The sequence below is a fragment of the Chitinophaga arvensicola genome (assembly GCF_900110835.1).
GTDB classification, from domain to species: Bacteria; Bacteroidota; Bacteroidia; order Chitinophagales; family Chitinophagaceae; genus Chitinophaga; species Chitinophaga arvensicola.
The window spans coordinates 3,719,317-3,736,579 of record NZ_FOJG01000001.1; the positions used below are offsets into that span (position 1 = coordinate 3,719,317).

Below are 17,263 nucleotides of genomic sequence, written 5' to 3' on the forward strand. Positions count from 1 at the left end.
TCAGAATCCGATATTTACACCTACTACAAATGTTCTGGCAAGCGGATAGCGGCCATAGTCCACCCCGCTGGTGAGTGCGCCTTCGTAGTTACTTACTTCCGGGTTATAGTTCAGGTAGTTGGTAAAGGTGTAGAGATTTTGTGCAGACAGGTAAATCCTGGCCTGTTGCAAACGGATATGTTGCAGCATTTTTTCCGGTAGCTGGTAACCCAGGCTGATGTTCTGGATCCGCAGATAAGAAGCATCTTCTACCCAACGGTCGGAAATAGCGTTGTTATTACCGGTGGTGCGTTGGTTGGCGCGGGGAATAATACCGTTGCCAGGTTTCGCTTCCGACTGCCAGCGGTTCATTACAGTAGTGAGCTGGTTAGCGCTGCCTTCCACGTTTTCAAAGAAGCGTCGGCTGAGGTTCAGGATCTGTCCTCCCTGCTGGCCTTGTATCGCTACCATCAGGTCGAAATTTTTATAACGGAAAGTGTTGGTGAGGCCATAGATAAAATCAGGCTGACTATTGCCAATAATCGTACGGTCATCTGCGGTGATCTTACCATCTTTGTTCACATCTTCAAACTTCACGTCGCCAGGTCTGGAAGTGGCGTCGTGTGGAAATTTATCCAGGTCGGCCTGGTTCTGGAAGATGCCAATCTGTTTGTAGCCATAGATGTTACCGATAGGTTTGCCGATCACGGTGATGTTGGTTTCATTCACGCCGGAGTTACTGCGGATCGGATCTCCCGTAGGGCCTAATGCCAGTACGGTATTACGGTTAAAGGAGATCGAGGCATTGGTATTCCAGGTAAAGGCGCCGGTGAGGTTGCGGGTAGCAAGAGAAAACTCCCATCCTTTGTTTTCGATGGCGCCGATGTTTTTAACGGCGGTGCTGAAACCTGTAATAGTAGGCACATTTACGGCCAGTAACAGGTCGTTGGTATTTCTTTTATAGTAATCGATACCGATGGCAATTCTTTCGTGAAATAACCCGATGTCTATACCGGCATCAAACTGTTTACTCTTTTCCCATCCCAGTTCAGGATTTCCCATGGTAGCTGCCGCCAAACCATTGACCAGCGTGTTGTTGAAGCTGTAGTTGTCGGCGTCGAGGGTAGCGAGGTAGGGGTAGTCGGAAGTAAACTGGTTATTCCCTGCCAGGCCATAGCTCACACGCAGTTTGGCGTTGGATACGGTGGGGATGTTTTTCATGAACGGTTCTTCCGTGATCACCCATCCTACCGAACCTGCGGGGAATACGCCCCACCTGTTCTGGCTGCCGAAGATGGAAGAACCATCGGCGCGCAGGGATACATTGGCGATGTATTTTTCTTTATAGTTATAGGTAGCGCGGCCGAAGTAAGACGTAGAGCTATTAGCCGTTCTGAAAGAGTTGACAGTGCTGGGTAGACCTGCGGCATTCAGCGTAGGTACTACATCGTTAGCATAGGAGGTACCGATCGCCTGGCTCCTCTGGAACTGATATTTGTAGGCTTCCATGCCTAACAGCAGGTCGAGGTGATGTGCGCCGGAATTTTTGGTATAGTTCAGTGTCTGGTTGAACAGCCAGCTGGTGGTCATATCGGAGTAGGCTTCGCCTACTGCCTGTGTAGGTGGCAGGATCTGGTTCAGTGGCAGACGGGAAGTTTTGTAAGCGTTTCTTCTACCGGAGCCTACATTGAAATTGCCCGTAGCCCGATATGTGAAATCTTTCAGGAACTGATAGGATGCATATACGTTGGTGAGCAGGTTGGTGGTGATCAGTTCACTCGGATTTTCGGTGATATTCGCCACCGGGTTGGTAATGCCGGGCCAGCCATAAGGTACGGCCAATGCGGTTTGAGAGGTATAGGCGCTGTGGTCGGCATTCCAGATGGGCGTCATTGGTACGGCAGATAAAGCGGCGTTGATGATCCCATTGCTGGCCCAGTGCCCGTCACTGTTTACTTCCTGCTGAATTTTGTATACCGGGTTAATATTGGCGCCCAGTTTAAAACGATCAGTTATGTTAAGGTCTACATTGGCACGCACAGAATAGCGGTCCAGGGTAGATTTATCGATGATGCCATCCTGTTTGAGATAGCCACCGGTAACGAGATATTGTGCTTTATCGGTGCCACCGCTGGCGGTTACCTGGTAGTTATTGATCATGCCTTTGCGGAAAATCATATCCTGGTAATCGTACGTAGGCATGGCAGCTACTTTTGCCGGATCGTCAAAGTTGAACCAGTCGAACAGGTCACCGCGCGGATAACGGTAACGTAAATACGAAGAAGGACGGGCGCTGTTTGGATCGTTGATACTGGCGCCGGGTACGTTATCGAGATAGGCGTTGTTGGAGGCTTCTTTGGAGAATTCCGCAAACTGCTGGGAGTTTAATACATCTATTTTTTTTGAGAGTTCCTGGAAACCCGTGTATACGTCGGCGTTAAATTTCGTAGCGCCGGTTTTACCGCGTTTGGTGGTTACAATCAGTACACCGTTGGAGCCTTTGGAGCCGTAGATAGCGGTGGAAGAGGCGTCTTTCAGTACATCGATACTTTGTACATCATTGCTGCTAAGGTTACTGAATACGCTGGCATCCACGATGTTGCCATCTACTACAATGAGGGGATTGGTACCTGCGCTGATGGAGCCGAAGCCGCGCACTTTGATGGCGGGTGTAGCACCGGGAGCGCCGCCGGTTTGTTGTACAATCACGCCGGGGATTTTTCCCTGCATGCCGGTGGCCACGTTAGACAGTGGCATGTCGCGCATTTCTGCCATGGGTACGGAGGAAATGGCGGCGGTTACATTTCTTTTCTTCTGGGTGCCATATCCTATTACTACTACATTATTCAGGGAGCGGGTTTCTTCCTTCATTACTACATTCCTGGAGCTGCCGCTTCCGGCGGCAACTTCTACGGCGGTATAGCCGATCATGCTGAAGATGATCACGCTTTTTTCGTCCGGTACCCGGATGGAGTAGTGACCGTTTACATCGGTAATGGCACCGCCGCCACCATTCTTAATGGTGATGGTTACATTGGGAAGTCCGTTACCTTTTTCATCCGTCACTTTTCCGCTGATGGTAACCGGGGGAAGAAGGGTGATAATAACAGTAGGCTTAGACTTTTCCGTGATCACGATGGTGTTGGCATTCAGCGACCAGGAAAGAGAGGTGTGTTGCAGGAGCAGGTTCAGTGTTTGTAGTACGGACCTGCGTTCTGCCGGCAGCGTCAGGGGTTCATAGTCAGCCAGCTGAGCTTCCACATAAGCGAATTTGAAATGGCTTTGCTGCTGGATCTGTTTAAACCCTTCTTTGAGGGGCTGGTGTTTCAGGCCGACCATAACGTCTACCTCTTCCAGCCGCTGCGCTTTGCCAGGAGCCGCAATCAGCATATTGATGCCCAGGAGAAAAGCAGAGGCGAGTAAGCAACTTAGTTTCATATAATACGCAAACGTTCGCTTTGGGAAAAGGCGTAGCCTTCCCCTGATAAGAAATTTCATACCTTTGGGTAGTTTTTAAATGTTTACCAAATGTTTAAGACAACCGGCTATACTAACTCGTCCTTAGTATAGCCTTTTTTAAAATCGTTTATCCAGCCATATTGTACTGTCGGCTCCTTTTTGCCATTGTGCGTTTGTTAGCTTACAGATCACGTCCAGTGCCTGTTTCATTGGATCGTTGATAAAATTTCCGGTGAATTTTTTGGTGCGCAGGGACTCATCCCTGATTTGAATGTTGACGCCATAGTATTGGTTGATAAGTGGAATAGCTGTTTCAAGGGTAACGTCTTCAAAAACCGGTTCATCATTTTTCCATACCAGCACTTCTTTCATATTGGCTTTTGTACGTAAAGGCGCTATAGCGGCCTTGTCGATGATCAGTTGATCACCGGCCTGCAGTTCGGCCAGTACCGTTTTATTATCCTGTTGCACCTGCACTTTACCGGTGCTCACGGTCACAGATATGGGGGCGGTACCGCCGGTGGCTTTGATATTGAATGAGGTGCCCAGTACGCGCGTCACGATGCTGCCCGTGCGTACCAGGAATGGCTTGCTTTTATCGGGTACCACTTCAAAGAAAGCTTCTCCCTTAAGTGATACTTCCCGGTTTTTACCCTGAAAAGTAGCGGGGTAGTCTAATTCGCTGTTTTCGTTCAACGTTACGATACTGCCATCCGGTAGTTTGATCACTTTATTGGTATTCTGCTGAGTAGCGGGAAGTTGCACATGTAGGGTAGGAGCAGGTTTGGATGCCGGCATCAGCCACCAGGCGGTTAATAGTGCCAGTAATACGGAAGCAGCGATAGCGATTTTCTTAAACCCGCCTGGACGTTTTACGGTCATCACCTGTACCATATCGATATCGCTTTCCCCGATTTTTTGCTGTAAACGGGTGTAAAGCTGGTCCCAGGCAGGTTCGCGTGTTTGGTCGGGCATACGTTCCCAGAGCGCCGCCAGTTCCTGTGATACAAGGTCATTTTCCGAAAGTTCCGACATCAGTGTCCAGAACTCTTCCAGCTCCTGCGGCGTGCAATCGCTGGCCAGGTATTTTTCCAGTAAAAGTTTTAGTCGTAACGGATTCGAGGACATACACCAGTTATATACCTCTATGACGACAAAAAAGAAGGGGTAGTACTAATCAGTCTGAAAATAAATCTGAGAATACCACCAGGTACACAATAGCCTGGGGAGTAATATGGTGGTTAAGCAGGTATTGTTTAATGATTTTCAGGCTGTCTGTAATAGTATTTTTAACGGTATTACGGGATAAATTGAGTTCTGTGGCGATTTCTTCATGCGTCATGCCTTTTTCCCGGCTTAGGGTAATCATGAGTCGTCGTTGGGGAGATAGTTGTTTATACGCATTATTAAGGATCTCGCGGCACTCGTTGTTGAGCAGACTGTAATCGGCGCTCTGTTCCTGATGTGCTTCCATATGCTCGCTCACCAGTTTCTGGAGGCGGGCGTTTTTGGCGGCCAGTTTGAAGAAGTCCATGGCTTTGTTATAGGCCACCTTGTACAGGAAAGCATCCATGTTCTGGATATGAATGATGAGATCTCTGCCGGTCCATAGTTTCAGGAATACATCTATGACAATTTCCTCCGCCACCTCTCTTGATTTGGTAACGGTGATCACATACTGGTAGAGCTTTTTTCTATGACGTTCAAATAACTGTTTAAACGCGGCTTCATCCCCTGCAGCAATGCTGCTCAGCAATTCAGTTTCATTATACATGGAATCTTCTCTTAGTTGATATCAGGAACGTGGTCTGACAAATATATTTTTTTTCCGGAGATTTTTTTAAAATATATCGGCAGATGCAGAATGCTCTATTGCCATATCAATAAAATTGATGGCCGGATGCTGGCTGTTCTGCTAAATTTACAACTCTGAAGAAACATCATATGAGATTACCCATTCAAATACTGGCCATTTGTGGCAGCACGCGGCAGTCGTCTTCCAATCATCACCTGATTCAGGCCATCCGTAACCTGTCGGCTGGCAGATTTGCGGTAACGCAACTGGATAGCCTCACGGACATACCTCATTTTAACCCGGACCTGGATCTGACAGCCGACAGCGCCCCTGCTGCGGTGCAGGCGTTCCGCGCGCAACTGGCCGCCGCAGATGCGGTGCTGATCTGCACGCCGGAATATGCGATCGGTGTGCCTGGTACATTAAAAAATGCGATCGACTGGACCGTTTCTTCTATGCATTTCTCCGGGAAGCCGGTGGCTTTGGTAACGGCGGGTACATCCGGGCATAAGGCGCATCAGTCGCTGTTGGGTACTTTATTGATCATTGAGTCGAAAATTGCACCTGCCGCACAATTGGTAGTATCGTCGGTGAAAACGAAAGTAAATGATCAGGGTGTGATAACGGATGCGGCAACGGAGATGCAGGTACGAAAACTGGTAGATGCCCTGGAAGCGGTGGTGCTTGGAAAGGAAGAGGAATTGCTACCGGCGCCATCGTTATTTTGAATAAACTTAATAAGGCAAGGGTGTTTCATTTTTTAGATGAAACACCCTTGTTGTTTTTATGTTGATTATCCGTTTACGAAAAGACGTTTAATGCCAGAACCTACTATTGCTGTTATGCCGTCTGAATTTTTTGATGGCAGCAATATTTTCCATGAGTAGTTTGTTCCGGGTTGCAGTGGGTTGCGCTGCTTCAAATGCGGGGATCGATTTAAATGCCATTACCATGTCGTAGTCCATGCCTACCTGGCCGGGGCTGAAAGGCACATCGCCGTAGTTATCGCGGAACCAGAGTTTCCACCTCGGGCCACCTGGTGTGAACACGAAGAAGGAATCAGAGTTGGGCACCGGTGCGGGTAGCAGGAAGGCTTTCAGTGTATCCTGTGCAGGTGAGTGGCAGCTCATACAGGACGATAATGCCAGGTTGGTGTATTTCTTTTTGGTATCGAGGTCGTAGGCTACCTGGGTAACGGCGCCGTCGTTTGGTCCGCTTAAACGGCCGCCCCAGCCCAGCGTTTCTTTGCTATAGGCCGGTGCATCTGGATTAATCACTGTTTCGTTCAGTTTAGGATAGGGAGGTGCGATCGGGCTGTTGATATCCGGATCATTTCCCCACATGGCGCCCAATGGTACCATCTTTTCCCAGGTGGAGCCACTGGCATCTTTTTTATAAACGAAAGTAGAATACACCCACCCTGTTTTCGGAGAGGTTTTACTATCCTTTACAATCACGTCCATCTGGAAGAAGCTGACTTTGCGCAGCTGGTATCCCAGTCGCGGATCTGCCAGTGTAGGAATGGTATCAAACACATGGAAGGTTTGCGCATTTTCCATGACGGACCATTGTGGGTAGTTGATGTTGGAGAATGCCAGTTTTACGATCACGCTGCCTTCTTTAAACTGAGCGGCGTTGTTCATCAGGTTTACTTTCTGACCGGTTTCGCCCCAGATCTGTCCTACGGTATAGGCAGCAGTGGAATCATACAGCGTCAATACATAACCGGCCTCGTCTTCTTTCAGGGTGGTAAACATGTTGGCCGGGTTACCATTGCCTAAATAAGTGCCCAGGATAGATTCCCTTTGAGATCCAAGCCATGGCTCATGAAACCAGCCATTCTTTGCAGCCGACCAGGTGGCGTTGCTGGTGAAAAAGGGGAGCAGGTGCGGTGCTACATAGCTTTTCAGGGAGTCCATGTAAGCAAATACATTGGACGCCGAAATGGGTTGTCCCTTTAGCGCCCTTTGCCAGGAAGGATCTACCACCGGTTTGGCGGTAGAGGGGTAATCATGGCTCAGCACAAAAAGCGAATCGGGATACTGTTGTGCAGATGGTACGGAGTCCCGATGATTTTGGAAGGCTCCCGCCTGCCAGGCAGAAGAGTCTTGTTCAGAAGTGGTGCCAGGATCTTTTTTTGGATGGTCGGTGCAGTTGTATGCCAATACAACAATGACAAACAGGGTCAGTAAAGCACCCGTGATACCGGATTTCTTTTGCATGGTGTGTTGCGTTTAGGGTTTTGACGATTTGCTTAGTGGAATAAGAAAAATGTTATTTTGAGTAATATAAATATATAGGAAAAAAATAAATCTTGAATAAAAGTGATTGGTTTTTTTCTGTTATGGCTGAGGTAGGTGTATAAAACAGGAAAGCCGTTCCTGTTTTGCAGGAACGGCTTTCTTTATAGCATTAGTTGTTATCGTACGCTGTACTTCACGGCTTCGGTTACACTTTTCCAGTTATCGGTGCGGAAGGGAGATGCCGGGAAACCTTCTTTATTAAAGAGGTTATCTTCCAGGTTATCATCTGCCCAGCCATAACGCACGGCTACTGGTGTTTTTACTTCATCGGTATATACCACTACCTTATCGCCTTCTACAAAAGCTTTGGCATAGTGGAACTGCTGATCGGCGCCTGCCACTTCAAATCCCCGGATATAACCGTATCTGTCTTTTACTTCCAGACCGCTACCCACGCTGGTAAAGCTAAGGGTTACTTTATTGCCGTTTACCTGCATACCCTGGTATACAGGACCGCTGTAAACGTTATTTTGTCCGTAGGTCTGGTGGAGGGCTGCTGCTGCCAGTCTTTTACCTACATCCTGTTTATTTCTCGGGTGAATATCCTTTGATTCACCGATGTCGGTGATCACGGCCATACCGGTATTGGGTACATTCAGGGAAAGCGTTTGTGCTTCTCTGAGTTCCGCCCATTTGCTGCCATTTTTGCTGGTGCCGTTGTTGGAATTAAAGCTGGCCAGTTGTACAAAATAGAAAGGGAACTCGCCCTGGTTCCACAAACGGCGCCAGTCGTTGATCAGCAACGGAAACGCTTTGCGGTACTGGTAAGCACGATCGGCATTGCTTTCACCCTGGTACCAGATGGCGCCTTTAATAGCAAAAGGGATCACCGGGTGGATCATGGCGTTGTACAAGAGGGAAGGGTAGCTGTTAGGCCCTACGCTGGTAGCCGGATTCAGGGCAGTAGCAATGCGGAAGGTCCAGTTGCCGGCCAGTGATTGTTTACGGCTGTTGATTTTCAGGAAAACATCATCTGCTTCTCCGTAGAAACCGCCGCCGCCGGCATTGTCTTCAATTCGTACCGCAATAACGTTATCGCCTGCCTTTAATACGCCGGCGGGGATTTTATAGAGGCGGAAAGCATTGTAGGCGGCTGTGTTGCCTACTTGTGTGCCGTTGATATAAGTAACGTCGTTGTCGTCGATAGTGCCCAGGCTTAATTCCGCAGGTTTACCCGCATCGTCTTCCGCCACCGTGAAGTGTTTACGGAACCATACCACGCCGTCGAAGTTGGGGAGTTTTTGCTGCTCCCAGAGACCAGGTACTTTCATTTGCTGCCAGGCCTGATCGTTGGTGTTTACGGCCGACCAGGTATTAGCAGTGGCTTCATCCGGCAAGCTTCCTTGTATAGATTGAATAAGTTGTTGCTGTTTGGTTTTGGCCACGAGTGCAAAGGAATCCATGTTCAGCACCGGTGTTTCTTTCATCAGGTCGCGGAAATCGTCGCTGCCGGCCAGTCCTTCGCGGCTGATCCAGGTTTCCACGATTGTGCCGCCCCAGGAGGTATGTATTAACCCGATAGGTACATGCAGTTGTTCGTTGAGCGCCTTTGCAAAGAAGTAACCTACCGCTGTGAAGCTGCCCGTATTTTCTGGATCAGCAGCCAGCCACTCGCTTTTCTTTACATCCGTTTTAGGTGTTACCGCCATATCTTTTGGCAGGTAAAAATGCCGGATCTGCGGATTGGCGGATTGTGCTTTTTCTTTGTCGGCGTTCAGTACATCATTCACATGAAATTCCATGTTGGATTGCCCGCTGCAGATCCATACATCGCCCATCAGCACATCTTTCAGGGTAACATTGTTTTTGCCATTTACGGATAAGGTATACGGGCCTCCGGCTTTTTCCGGTTGCAGCAATACTTTCCATTGTCCGTTTTTGTCTGCTTTTACGGTAGTGACCTGTTGATTGAACCGGATCGTAATTTTTTCATTCTTATCTGCCCAGCCCCATACCGGAATGGGTTTGTCGCGCTGCAGTACCATGTTATCTCCGAAAACGTTGGGTAAACGAACGTCGGCGAAGCTGAAGGAACTTATCATGGTTGCCGCCAGCAATAAAACTGTTTTTTTCATAATTGTGGTAATTGTTCGTAGCGTATGTTGAATCGATGCGTGTGTATAAATGTAATAAAGACAACTATCAATTTATAATTTTTGAGGACCGGCGGCGGATAATAGCTTGAAATGTGATGCCGGCAGGGAAGTAATGCGGTCTTAAAATTATGTACATCTTATCCCTAATCATGTAACAATTCCCCTCCGGGCAGGGAGTAGCTTTGCATAAAATCAGTCGAATATGTCAGTAGCTATACCAGTGCAGGGCTCTCCTGCACACTCAAAGAACCAGATCAAAGAAACCTTTCCCGTATTGGAAATGACTTGCGCCGCCTGTGCGGTGAGCGTGGAGTCTACTCTGAAAGCAGTGCCGGGTGTGGCTGATGCCGGTGTTAACTTTGCCAATCAAAGCGCCTGGGTGCAGTATGATCCGGCCAGGGTAAGCCCCGAACTCCTTCAAAGCAGCATCCGTAGCGTAGGTTACGACCTGCTCATCAATAAAGATAACCAGGAAGAAGAACAGGCCGCTGCACAGCAGCACCATTACCAGCAGGTAAAACAGCGGACCATCTGGTCGGCCGTATTGTCGTTGCCGGTAGTGGTGATCGGGATGTTTTTTATGGATATGCCTTACGGCAATTATATCATGATGGCCTTTGCTACACCGGTGGTGTTTTTCTTTGGCCGTCATTTCTTCGTGAATGCCTGGAAACAGGCCCGTCATGGTAAAGCCAACATGGATACACTGGTAGCGCTGAGTACCGGTATTGCCTGGTTGTTCAGTACCTTTAATACCTTCTATCCTGAATTCTGGCACCAGCGTGGATTACACGCCCATGTGTACTTCGAAGCCGCTGCAGTGGTAATTGCCTTTATCTCGCTAGGGAAATTACTGGAAGAAAAAGCAAAGTCAAATACCTCTTCTGCTATTAAGAAACTCATTGGCCTGCAACCAAAAACGGTGCTGCTGGTTGAAGCAGGGGGACAAGCCCGCGAGATCCCCATTTCCCAGGTAAAAGTAAATGACCTGCTGATGGTAAAACCCGGCGAAAAAATACCGGTAGACGGTAAGGTGGCCAATGGCACTTCTTATGTAGATGAAAGCATGATCAGTGGGGAGCCAGTGGCGGTGGCCAAGAAGGAAGGCGACGCTGTATTTGCCGGAACCATTAACCAGAAAGGAAGTTTTCAGTTCCATGCAGAAAAAGTAGGCGCAGATACCCTGCTGGCACAAATCATTAAAATGGTACAGGAAGCACAGGGTAGTAAAGCCCCCGTGCAGAAACTGGTCGATAAAATTGCGGGTATCTTTGTACCGGTGGTTATTGGTATTGCCATTGTCACTTTCATCGCCTGGATGGTGTTGGGCCAGGAGAACGCGTTTACACATGCACTGCTCACTTCTGTTACGGTGCTGGTGATTGCTTGTCCCTGTGCACTCGGACTGGCCACACCCACCGCTATCATGGTTGGTGTAGGCAAGGGCGCGGAAAACAACATCCTGATCAGGGATGCGGAAAGCCTGGAACTGGCACATAAAGTAAATGCGCTGATCCTCGATAAAACCGGTACCATCACAGAAGGGAAGCCTGTAGTGACCGATATCAGCTGGTATGCCACAGATGACGAAGCCGCCGGTGTATTGTATGCATTGGAGCAATCGTCTGAACATCCGCTGGCAGAAGCCGTGGTATCCCATCTCCGGGAAAAAAAGATAGTTCCGGTTACCTTACAGCAGTTCGAAAGCATTACGGGGCAGGGAATTAAAGGCCGGTATAACAACCAGGACTGGTTTGTTGGTAACAGCCAGCTGATGGCCTCAAAACAGGTGGCCATCCGGCCCGATATTGCGGCCCAGGCAAGCGCTTTACAGGCGGGTGCCAACACGGTCATCTATTTTGCCAAAGGTAAAACCCTGCTGGCCGTAGTAGCCATTGCAGACAAGATCAAAGCGACTTCCCGCAAAGCTATTGAAACCTTACAACGCCAGGGCATTGAAGTATACATGCTCACCGGTGATAATGCCCACACCGCCGCTGCTGTAGCCCAACAAACCGGTATTAAACACTACAAGGCAGAAGTCAGGCCATCAGATAAAGCAGATTTTGTAAAGAAACTGCAACAGGCCGGAAAAGTAGTGGCCATGGCCGGCGATGGGATCAATGACTCCCAGGCATTGGCGCAGGCAGACGTAAGCATCGCCATGGGCAAGGGTTCAGACATTGCCATGGATGTGGCCAAGATGACTTTGATCACTTCCGATCTGAACAGCATTCCCAGGGCGCTGAAATTATCCGGAAAAACTGTCCGTACCATTAAACAAAATCTCTTCTGGGCGTTTATATATAATGTGATCGGTATTCCGGTTGCAGCAGGCGTATTGTTCCCGGTAAATGGCTTCCTGCTGGATCCTATGATTGCCGGTGCTGCTATGGCACTGAGTTCTGTGAGTGTGGTAAGCAATAGCTTACGACTGAAAGCCGCCAGACTATAATTATATAAAAGGTTGCATGAATTGTATAACAGTACAGCCCTGTCAGCCCCGTAATTTTACATCATCATCAACAACAGAAAAAAGAATCAATATATGAGCACAACACAGTTTAAAACAAACATCAAATGTTCCGGCTGTATCGCTACGGTAACGCCTGTATTAAATGAACTGGTAGGATCTGATAACTGGAAAGTAGACCTGGCCAGCGCTGATAAAGTACTGACCGTTACAAAAGAACACCTGGATAAAAGTGAAATCAGGAATGCCATAGAAAAAGCCGGTTATAAGGCGGAAGCTTTGTCATAAACACTGATGGCAGGAACGATATTCTGAATTTATAAAAACAAGCAAGATGAAAAAGATATTACTGACAGGTATTGTATTGGTAGCAGTATTCCTGCAGGCAGGAATGGCACAGGATAAGACCGTTTCCCCACAGCTGTCTCCGTTGCTTTCATTGTATTACAATATCAAAGATGCATTGGTAACAGGTAACGCGGGTACGGTGGCTGCCAAAGCAGATACGTTTGTACAAACCGCTGCACAAACAGATATGTCGTCCCTGCCACCCGCTGTTCATAATGCTTACATGCCGCTGGCTTCTAAGTTGACCGCTGATGCCAAAGCAATGTCTGACGCAAAAGATATCAGCAAACAACGCGAATTATTTAAAACATTTTCTGATAATTTTTACCAGCTGGCCAAAGCCGTTCCGCTTTCCGCACAGCCGGTATACCAGGAGTACTGCCCCATGAAAAAGGCCTACTGGTTAAGCAGCAGCAATGCTATCAAAAATCCTTACTATGGCAGTCAGATGCTGACCTGCGGAAAAGTAAGCGATACCATTCAGTAGTTTTTTTCAAAGATCCATATGAAAGCAGTATTACTGTATATCACATTCATGAGCCTGTGCAGCATAGCGGCTGCACAGGCTTCTTCGCCTAAGGTAGTCCGCTACGATCTGTACGTAGGCGATACCATGGTTAATTACTCCGGTAAAATGCGCCACGCACTTGCCATCAACGGTACCATTCCCGGGCCTACCCTGCATTTCACAGAAGGAGATACTGCAGAGATTTATGTACACAACACCCTGAAAGAAGAAACTTCCATCCACTGGCATGGACTGATCCTCCCCAATCAGTACGACGGTGTATCTTATCTTACTACCCGACCCATTAAGGGCGGACAAACACACCTGTTCCGCTTTCCCATTGTGCAGCATGGTACGTACTGGTATCATAGTCATACGATGTTCCAGGAACAAAGCGGCATGTATGGCGCTATTGTTTTCCACGAACGGAAGCCCACTATCGGTAAAGAATATACGTTATTGCTAAGTGACTGGACCGATATGCATCCGCATACGGTAAACCGGTATCTGCACAATGCGAACGACTGGTTTGCCATAAAAAAAGGCTCGGTGCAGAGCTATGGAGAAGCGATCAAACATCAGCATTTCAAAACCAAAGTAACCAATGAATGGAAGCGCCTGAATGCCATGGATGTCAGCGATGTGTATTACGAGCGCTTCCTCAGCAATGGTAAAGAAGTGGATACACAGCCCCAATTCAGGGCCGGTGATAAAGTGCGGCTGCGTATTATTAATGGCAGCGCTTCCACTTATTTCTGGTTGAACTATGCAGGAGGAAAACTCACCGTAGTAGCCAATGATGGCGCAGATGTGGAGCCGGTGGAAGTAGACCGTTTACTCGTTGGCGTATCTGAAACCTATGATGTGATAGTAACCATCCCGGAAGATATGCAATATGAATTCCTGGCCACTGCGGAAGACCGTACCAGGTCTACCTCGCTATGGTTGGGGCAGGGCATGAAGATGCCTGCCAAACCTTTACCCCGCCTGAAATATTTTGAAGGGATGAAGATGATGAATGGCATGATAAAAATGAACGGCGACCTGGATACCAGCAGCGGCATGCAGATGAGTAACCAGGTAATGGATATGAATACCGTTATGTATCCGGAAATTACCGGCGGGGAAGAAACGCCGGCGAAGCCCATGGATCACAGTATGCATGGCATGCAGATGGATAGTGCCTCCGGTGACATTGTAACGCTGAACTATGGCATGCTGAAAGCGCCTGAGAAAACCACCCTGCCCGCTGGTCCGGTGAAGTTGTTGCAATTTGAACTAACCGGAAACATGAACCGTTATGTGTGGAGTATCAATAACAAAACGGTGTCTGAATCAGATAAGATTTTAATCAAAAAGGGAGAGACTGTAAGGATCGTATTGTTCAATAATACGATGATGCGGCATCCCATGCACCTGCACGGGCATTTCTTTCGTTTGCTGAATGGACAGGGCGAATATTCGCCGTTGAAAACCGTGCTGGATATTATGCCGATGGAAGTAGATACTATTGAATTTGCGGCGACGGAACCAGGGGGCGACTGGTTCTTCCACTGTCATATTTTGTATCATATGATGAGTGGCATGGGGCGTGTATTCAGCTATGAAAATTCACCGCCTAACCCCGAGGTGCCTGATCCGGCTATGGGGTACAAAATGGTGCAGATGGACGACCGGAAACTGCATCCGATGGCGCGTGTAGGATTGGAAAGCACCGGAAGCGACGGAGAAATTACTGTGGCAAACACCCGTTACCGTTTGTCTACCGAATGGCGGGTAGGTCTGAACGACCGGCATGGATACGAAAGTGAGAGCCATTTCGGGCGCTATCTCGGCAAAATGCAATGGCTGTTTCCCTATATCGGTTGGGATGTGCGTTACCGTAAGATGGATGAACCGGAGAAGAATCTTTTTGGACAGAAGAATACAAAGGATTTCCGGCAGGTGTTTCACGTAGGTCTGGAATATACATTGCCTATGCTGATTGTGGCCGATGCGTCGGTAGATACGGATGGAAAGGTGCGTGTGCAGCTGATGCGCGATGATGTACCGGTAACACGGCGTTTACGTTTCAGTTTTATGGTGAACACAGACAAGGAATATATGGCAGGGTTCCGCTACATTGTAACGAAGAACTTTGCTTTCTCCACACATTACGACAGCGATATGGGACTTGGTGCAGGGATTACTTTAAGCTATTAAAATCTACCGGGTATGGAACATCAGCATGACCACTCCAATATGAAAATGGATCACGCCGGCAGCGGCGAAAGTCACGCACACGGCGGGCATCACGATCATCACGCTATGATGATTGCCGATTTCAGGAAACGTTTTTATATCGTGCTGGTGCTGACGGTGCCGGTAATGTTATTATCGGAAATGATCCAGCATTGGTTGCGGATCGATATTCATTTTCCGGGAGATAAATATGTACTGCTGGCGTTATCTTCTGTGGTGTTTGTTTACGGAGGATGGCCTTTTCTCAAAGGCTGGTGGGATGAGATGAAGCAATGGCAACCAGGGATGATGACGCTGATCGGTTTTGCCATTACGGTGGCTTATGTATACAGTGTAGCCACAGTACTGGGTTTGTCCGGTATGGATTTTTTCTGGGAGTTGACCACGTTGATACTGATCATGCTCCTGGGGCATTGGATTGAGATGAAATCGGTGATGGGGGCTTCGCGGGAGTTGGAACTGCTGGTGCAACTGATGCCCGACGACGCGCACCTGGTACATGGCGATCATGTGATGGACGTGAAAACAGCATCGTTGAAAGCGGGCGATGTGATCCTCATCAAGCCGGGAGAGAAAGTAGCCGCAGATGGTACCGTGCTGGAGGGCACTACTTCGCTGAATGAGAGTATGCTTACCGGCGAATCGAAGCCGGTGCAGAAGCAGGCGGGTGATAAAGTGATTGCCGGTGCTATCAATGGTAACGGTGCTATTAAAGTAACGGTAACGCATGGAGTAGCGGACTCCTATCTTTCCCAGGTAGTGAAGCTGGTGCAGGATGCGCAGCAATCGCGCTCCAAAACGCAGTTGCTGGCGGATAAGGCGGCCCGTTGGCTTACGCTGATCGCTATTTTATCGGGGATCGCTACTTTTTTATACTGGTGGATGAGCGGGCGGGAGTTGTCATTTGCGATAGAGCGGATGGTGACGGTGATTGTGATCTGTTGTCCGCATGCACTGGGACTGGCAGTACCGCTGGTGATAGCTAAATCCACGGCTTTGTCGGCCCGCAATGGTTTACTGATCAAGAATCGCACGGATTTCGAAAATGCACGTAAAATTACCACGATTGTTTTTGATAAAACGGGCACCTTAACGGTGGGCCGGTTTGAAGTGGTACGTTTTGATAGTTTACAGCAGGGCATTTCCAAAGAGGATTTGCTGGGTATGGCCGCATCGCTGGAAGGAAGCTCGGAGCATCCTATTGCAACAGGTATTACCGGCAAAGCGAAAACGCTGGGTATAACATTGCCGGCGGCAACCAATGTAACGGCTATTACCGGTAAAGGAATTACGGGTAATATTTCCGGGAGAGATGTGAAAGTAGTGAGTCCTGGTTATGTGGCGGAACAGTTCCCCGGAGCCGCGCCTACGGCCATTCAGCCTGGTGAAACATTGGTGTATGTGCTGGTGGATAACCAGGTGGCGGGCTTTATTGCGTTGGCCGATGAGATCAGGCCGGAATCGGCAGGAGCAATCGCCACGCTGCGCGAGCAACAGATCAAAACGGTATTGCTGACCGGTGATAATAAAATCGTGGCGGAGAGTGTGAGTAAAACGCTGGGAATGGATCGCTTTATAGCCGAGGTACTGCCACATGAAAAACTGGATAAGATTAAAGAATTGCAGCAGCAGGGTGAGTTTGTGGCCATGACCGGCGACGGAATCAATGATGCGCCGGCGTTGGCACAGGCGGATGTAGGTATTGCTATCGGCAGCGGTAGTGATGTAGCGGCAGAAACAGCGGGAATTGTGCTGGTAAATAGTAATCCACAGGATGTGGTCAACCTGATTTTATTTGGTAAAGCTACGTGGCGGAAAATGATCCAGAATTTAGCCTGGGCAACGGGGTATAATATCGTGGCGCTTCCACTTGCGGCAGGCGTGTTGTATAAAGAGGGAATTCTGCTGAGCCCTGCTGCAGGAGCGGTATTGATGACCGTGAGCACAGTAGTGGTAGCAATAAATGCCAGTATGTTAAAAGTGAACCGTTCCGGGAAATAAATTATGTGTAAATTTGTGTAGGACGTAGGAAGTGTTTTACAACTGTTTATTACTTTGTCA

11 protein-coding genes are annotated in these 17,263 nt (G+C 48.4%); 6 read left to right on the plus strand and 5 right to left on the minus strand.

What is annotated here, in order from left to right; translation table 11 throughout:
* The 3 genes from BMW79_RS15380 to BMW79_RS15390 all read right to left on the minus strand — a co-directional run bounded on the left by BMW79_RS15380 (position 1) and on the right by BMW79_RS15390 (position 5,212).
* Positions 1-3,417, minus strand: coding sequence for a SusC/RagA family TonB-linked outer membrane protein (locus BMW79_RS15380; protein ID WP_089896190.1), 3,417 nt, complete (start codon positions 3,415-3,417; stop codon positions 1-3).
* 138 nt (positions 3,418-3,555) lie between these two features.
* Positions 3,556-4,566: a FecR family protein gene (locus BMW79_RS15385; protein ID WP_089896192.1), complete on the minus strand. Its 1,011-nt coding sequence runs from the start codon at positions 4,564-4,566 to the stop codon at positions 3,556-3,558.
* A 49-nt stretch (positions 4,567-4,615) separates the two neighbouring features.
* Positions 4,616-5,212, minus strand: coding sequence for an RNA polymerase sigma factor (locus BMW79_RS15390; RefSeq protein WP_089896194.1), 597 nt, complete (start codon positions 5,210-5,212; stop codon positions 4,616-4,618).
* 170 nt (positions 5,213-5,382) lie between these two features.
* Here BMW79_RS15390 and BMW79_RS15395 point away from each other — a divergent pair, with 170 nt between their 5' ends.
* The gene (locus BMW79_RS15395) at positions 5,383-5,961 is read left to right on the plus strand and encodes an NADPH-dependent FMN reductase (RefSeq protein ID WP_089896196.1); all 579 of its coding nucleotides are present in this window, start codon (positions 5,383-5,385) and stop codon (positions 5,959-5,961) included.
* An 87-nt stretch (positions 5,962-6,048) separates the two neighbouring features.
* Here the strand turns inward: BMW79_RS15395 and BMW79_RS15400 are convergent, their stop codons facing one another.
* Together BMW79_RS15400 and BMW79_RS15405 are read right to left on the minus strand one after the other, a co-directional pair.
* Positions 6,049-7,455: a hypothetical protein gene (locus BMW79_RS15400; RefSeq protein WP_089896198.1), complete on the minus strand. Its 1,407-nt coding sequence runs from the start codon at positions 7,453-7,455 to the stop codon at positions 6,049-6,051.
* Positions 7,456-7,652: 197 nt separating this feature from the next.
* Complete coding sequence (locus BMW79_RS15405; RefSeq protein WP_089896199.1) at positions 7,653-9,611, minus strand: sialate O-acetylesterase; 1,959 nt, start codon at positions 9,609-9,611, stop codon at positions 7,653-7,655.
* Between the two features lie 223 nt (positions 9,612-9,834).
* On the opposite strand from BMW79_RS15405, the gene BMW79_RS15410 reads away from it, so the two are divergent.
* From BMW79_RS15410 to BMW79_RS15430, 5 genes are all read left to right on the plus strand, one after another.
* Complete coding sequence (locus BMW79_RS15410; RefSeq protein ID WP_089896201.1) at positions 9,835-12,087, plus strand: heavy metal translocating P-type ATPase; 2,253 nt, start codon at positions 9,835-9,837, stop codon at positions 12,085-12,087.
* Positions 12,088-12,180: 93 nt separating this feature from the next.
* Positions 12,181-12,393, plus strand: coding sequence for a heavy-metal-associated domain-containing protein (locus tag BMW79_RS15415; protein ID WP_089896203.1), 213 nt, complete (start codon positions 12,181-12,183; stop codon positions 12,391-12,393).
* 46 nt (positions 12,394-12,439) lie between these two features.
* Positions 12,440-12,940 carry a DUF3347 domain-containing protein gene (locus BMW79_RS15420; protein ID WP_218150318.1) on the plus strand — a complete coding sequence of 167 codons (501 nt, stop codon included), beginning with the start codon at positions 12,440-12,442 and terminating at the stop codon, positions 12,938-12,940.
* Positions 12,941-12,958: 18 nt separating this feature from the next.
* Positions 12,959-15,163: a multicopper oxidase domain-containing protein gene (locus tag BMW79_RS15425; protein WP_089896204.1), complete on the plus strand. Its 2,205-nt coding sequence runs from the start codon at positions 12,959-12,961 to the stop codon at positions 15,161-15,163.
* Positions 15,164-15,175: 12 nt separating this feature from the next.
* Entirely contained in the window at positions 15,176-17,203 is a 2,028-nt protein-coding gene (locus BMW79_RS15430; protein ID WP_089896205.1) for a copper-translocating P-type ATPase, read from the plus strand.
* Positions 17,204-17,263 lie beyond the last annotated feature (60 nt).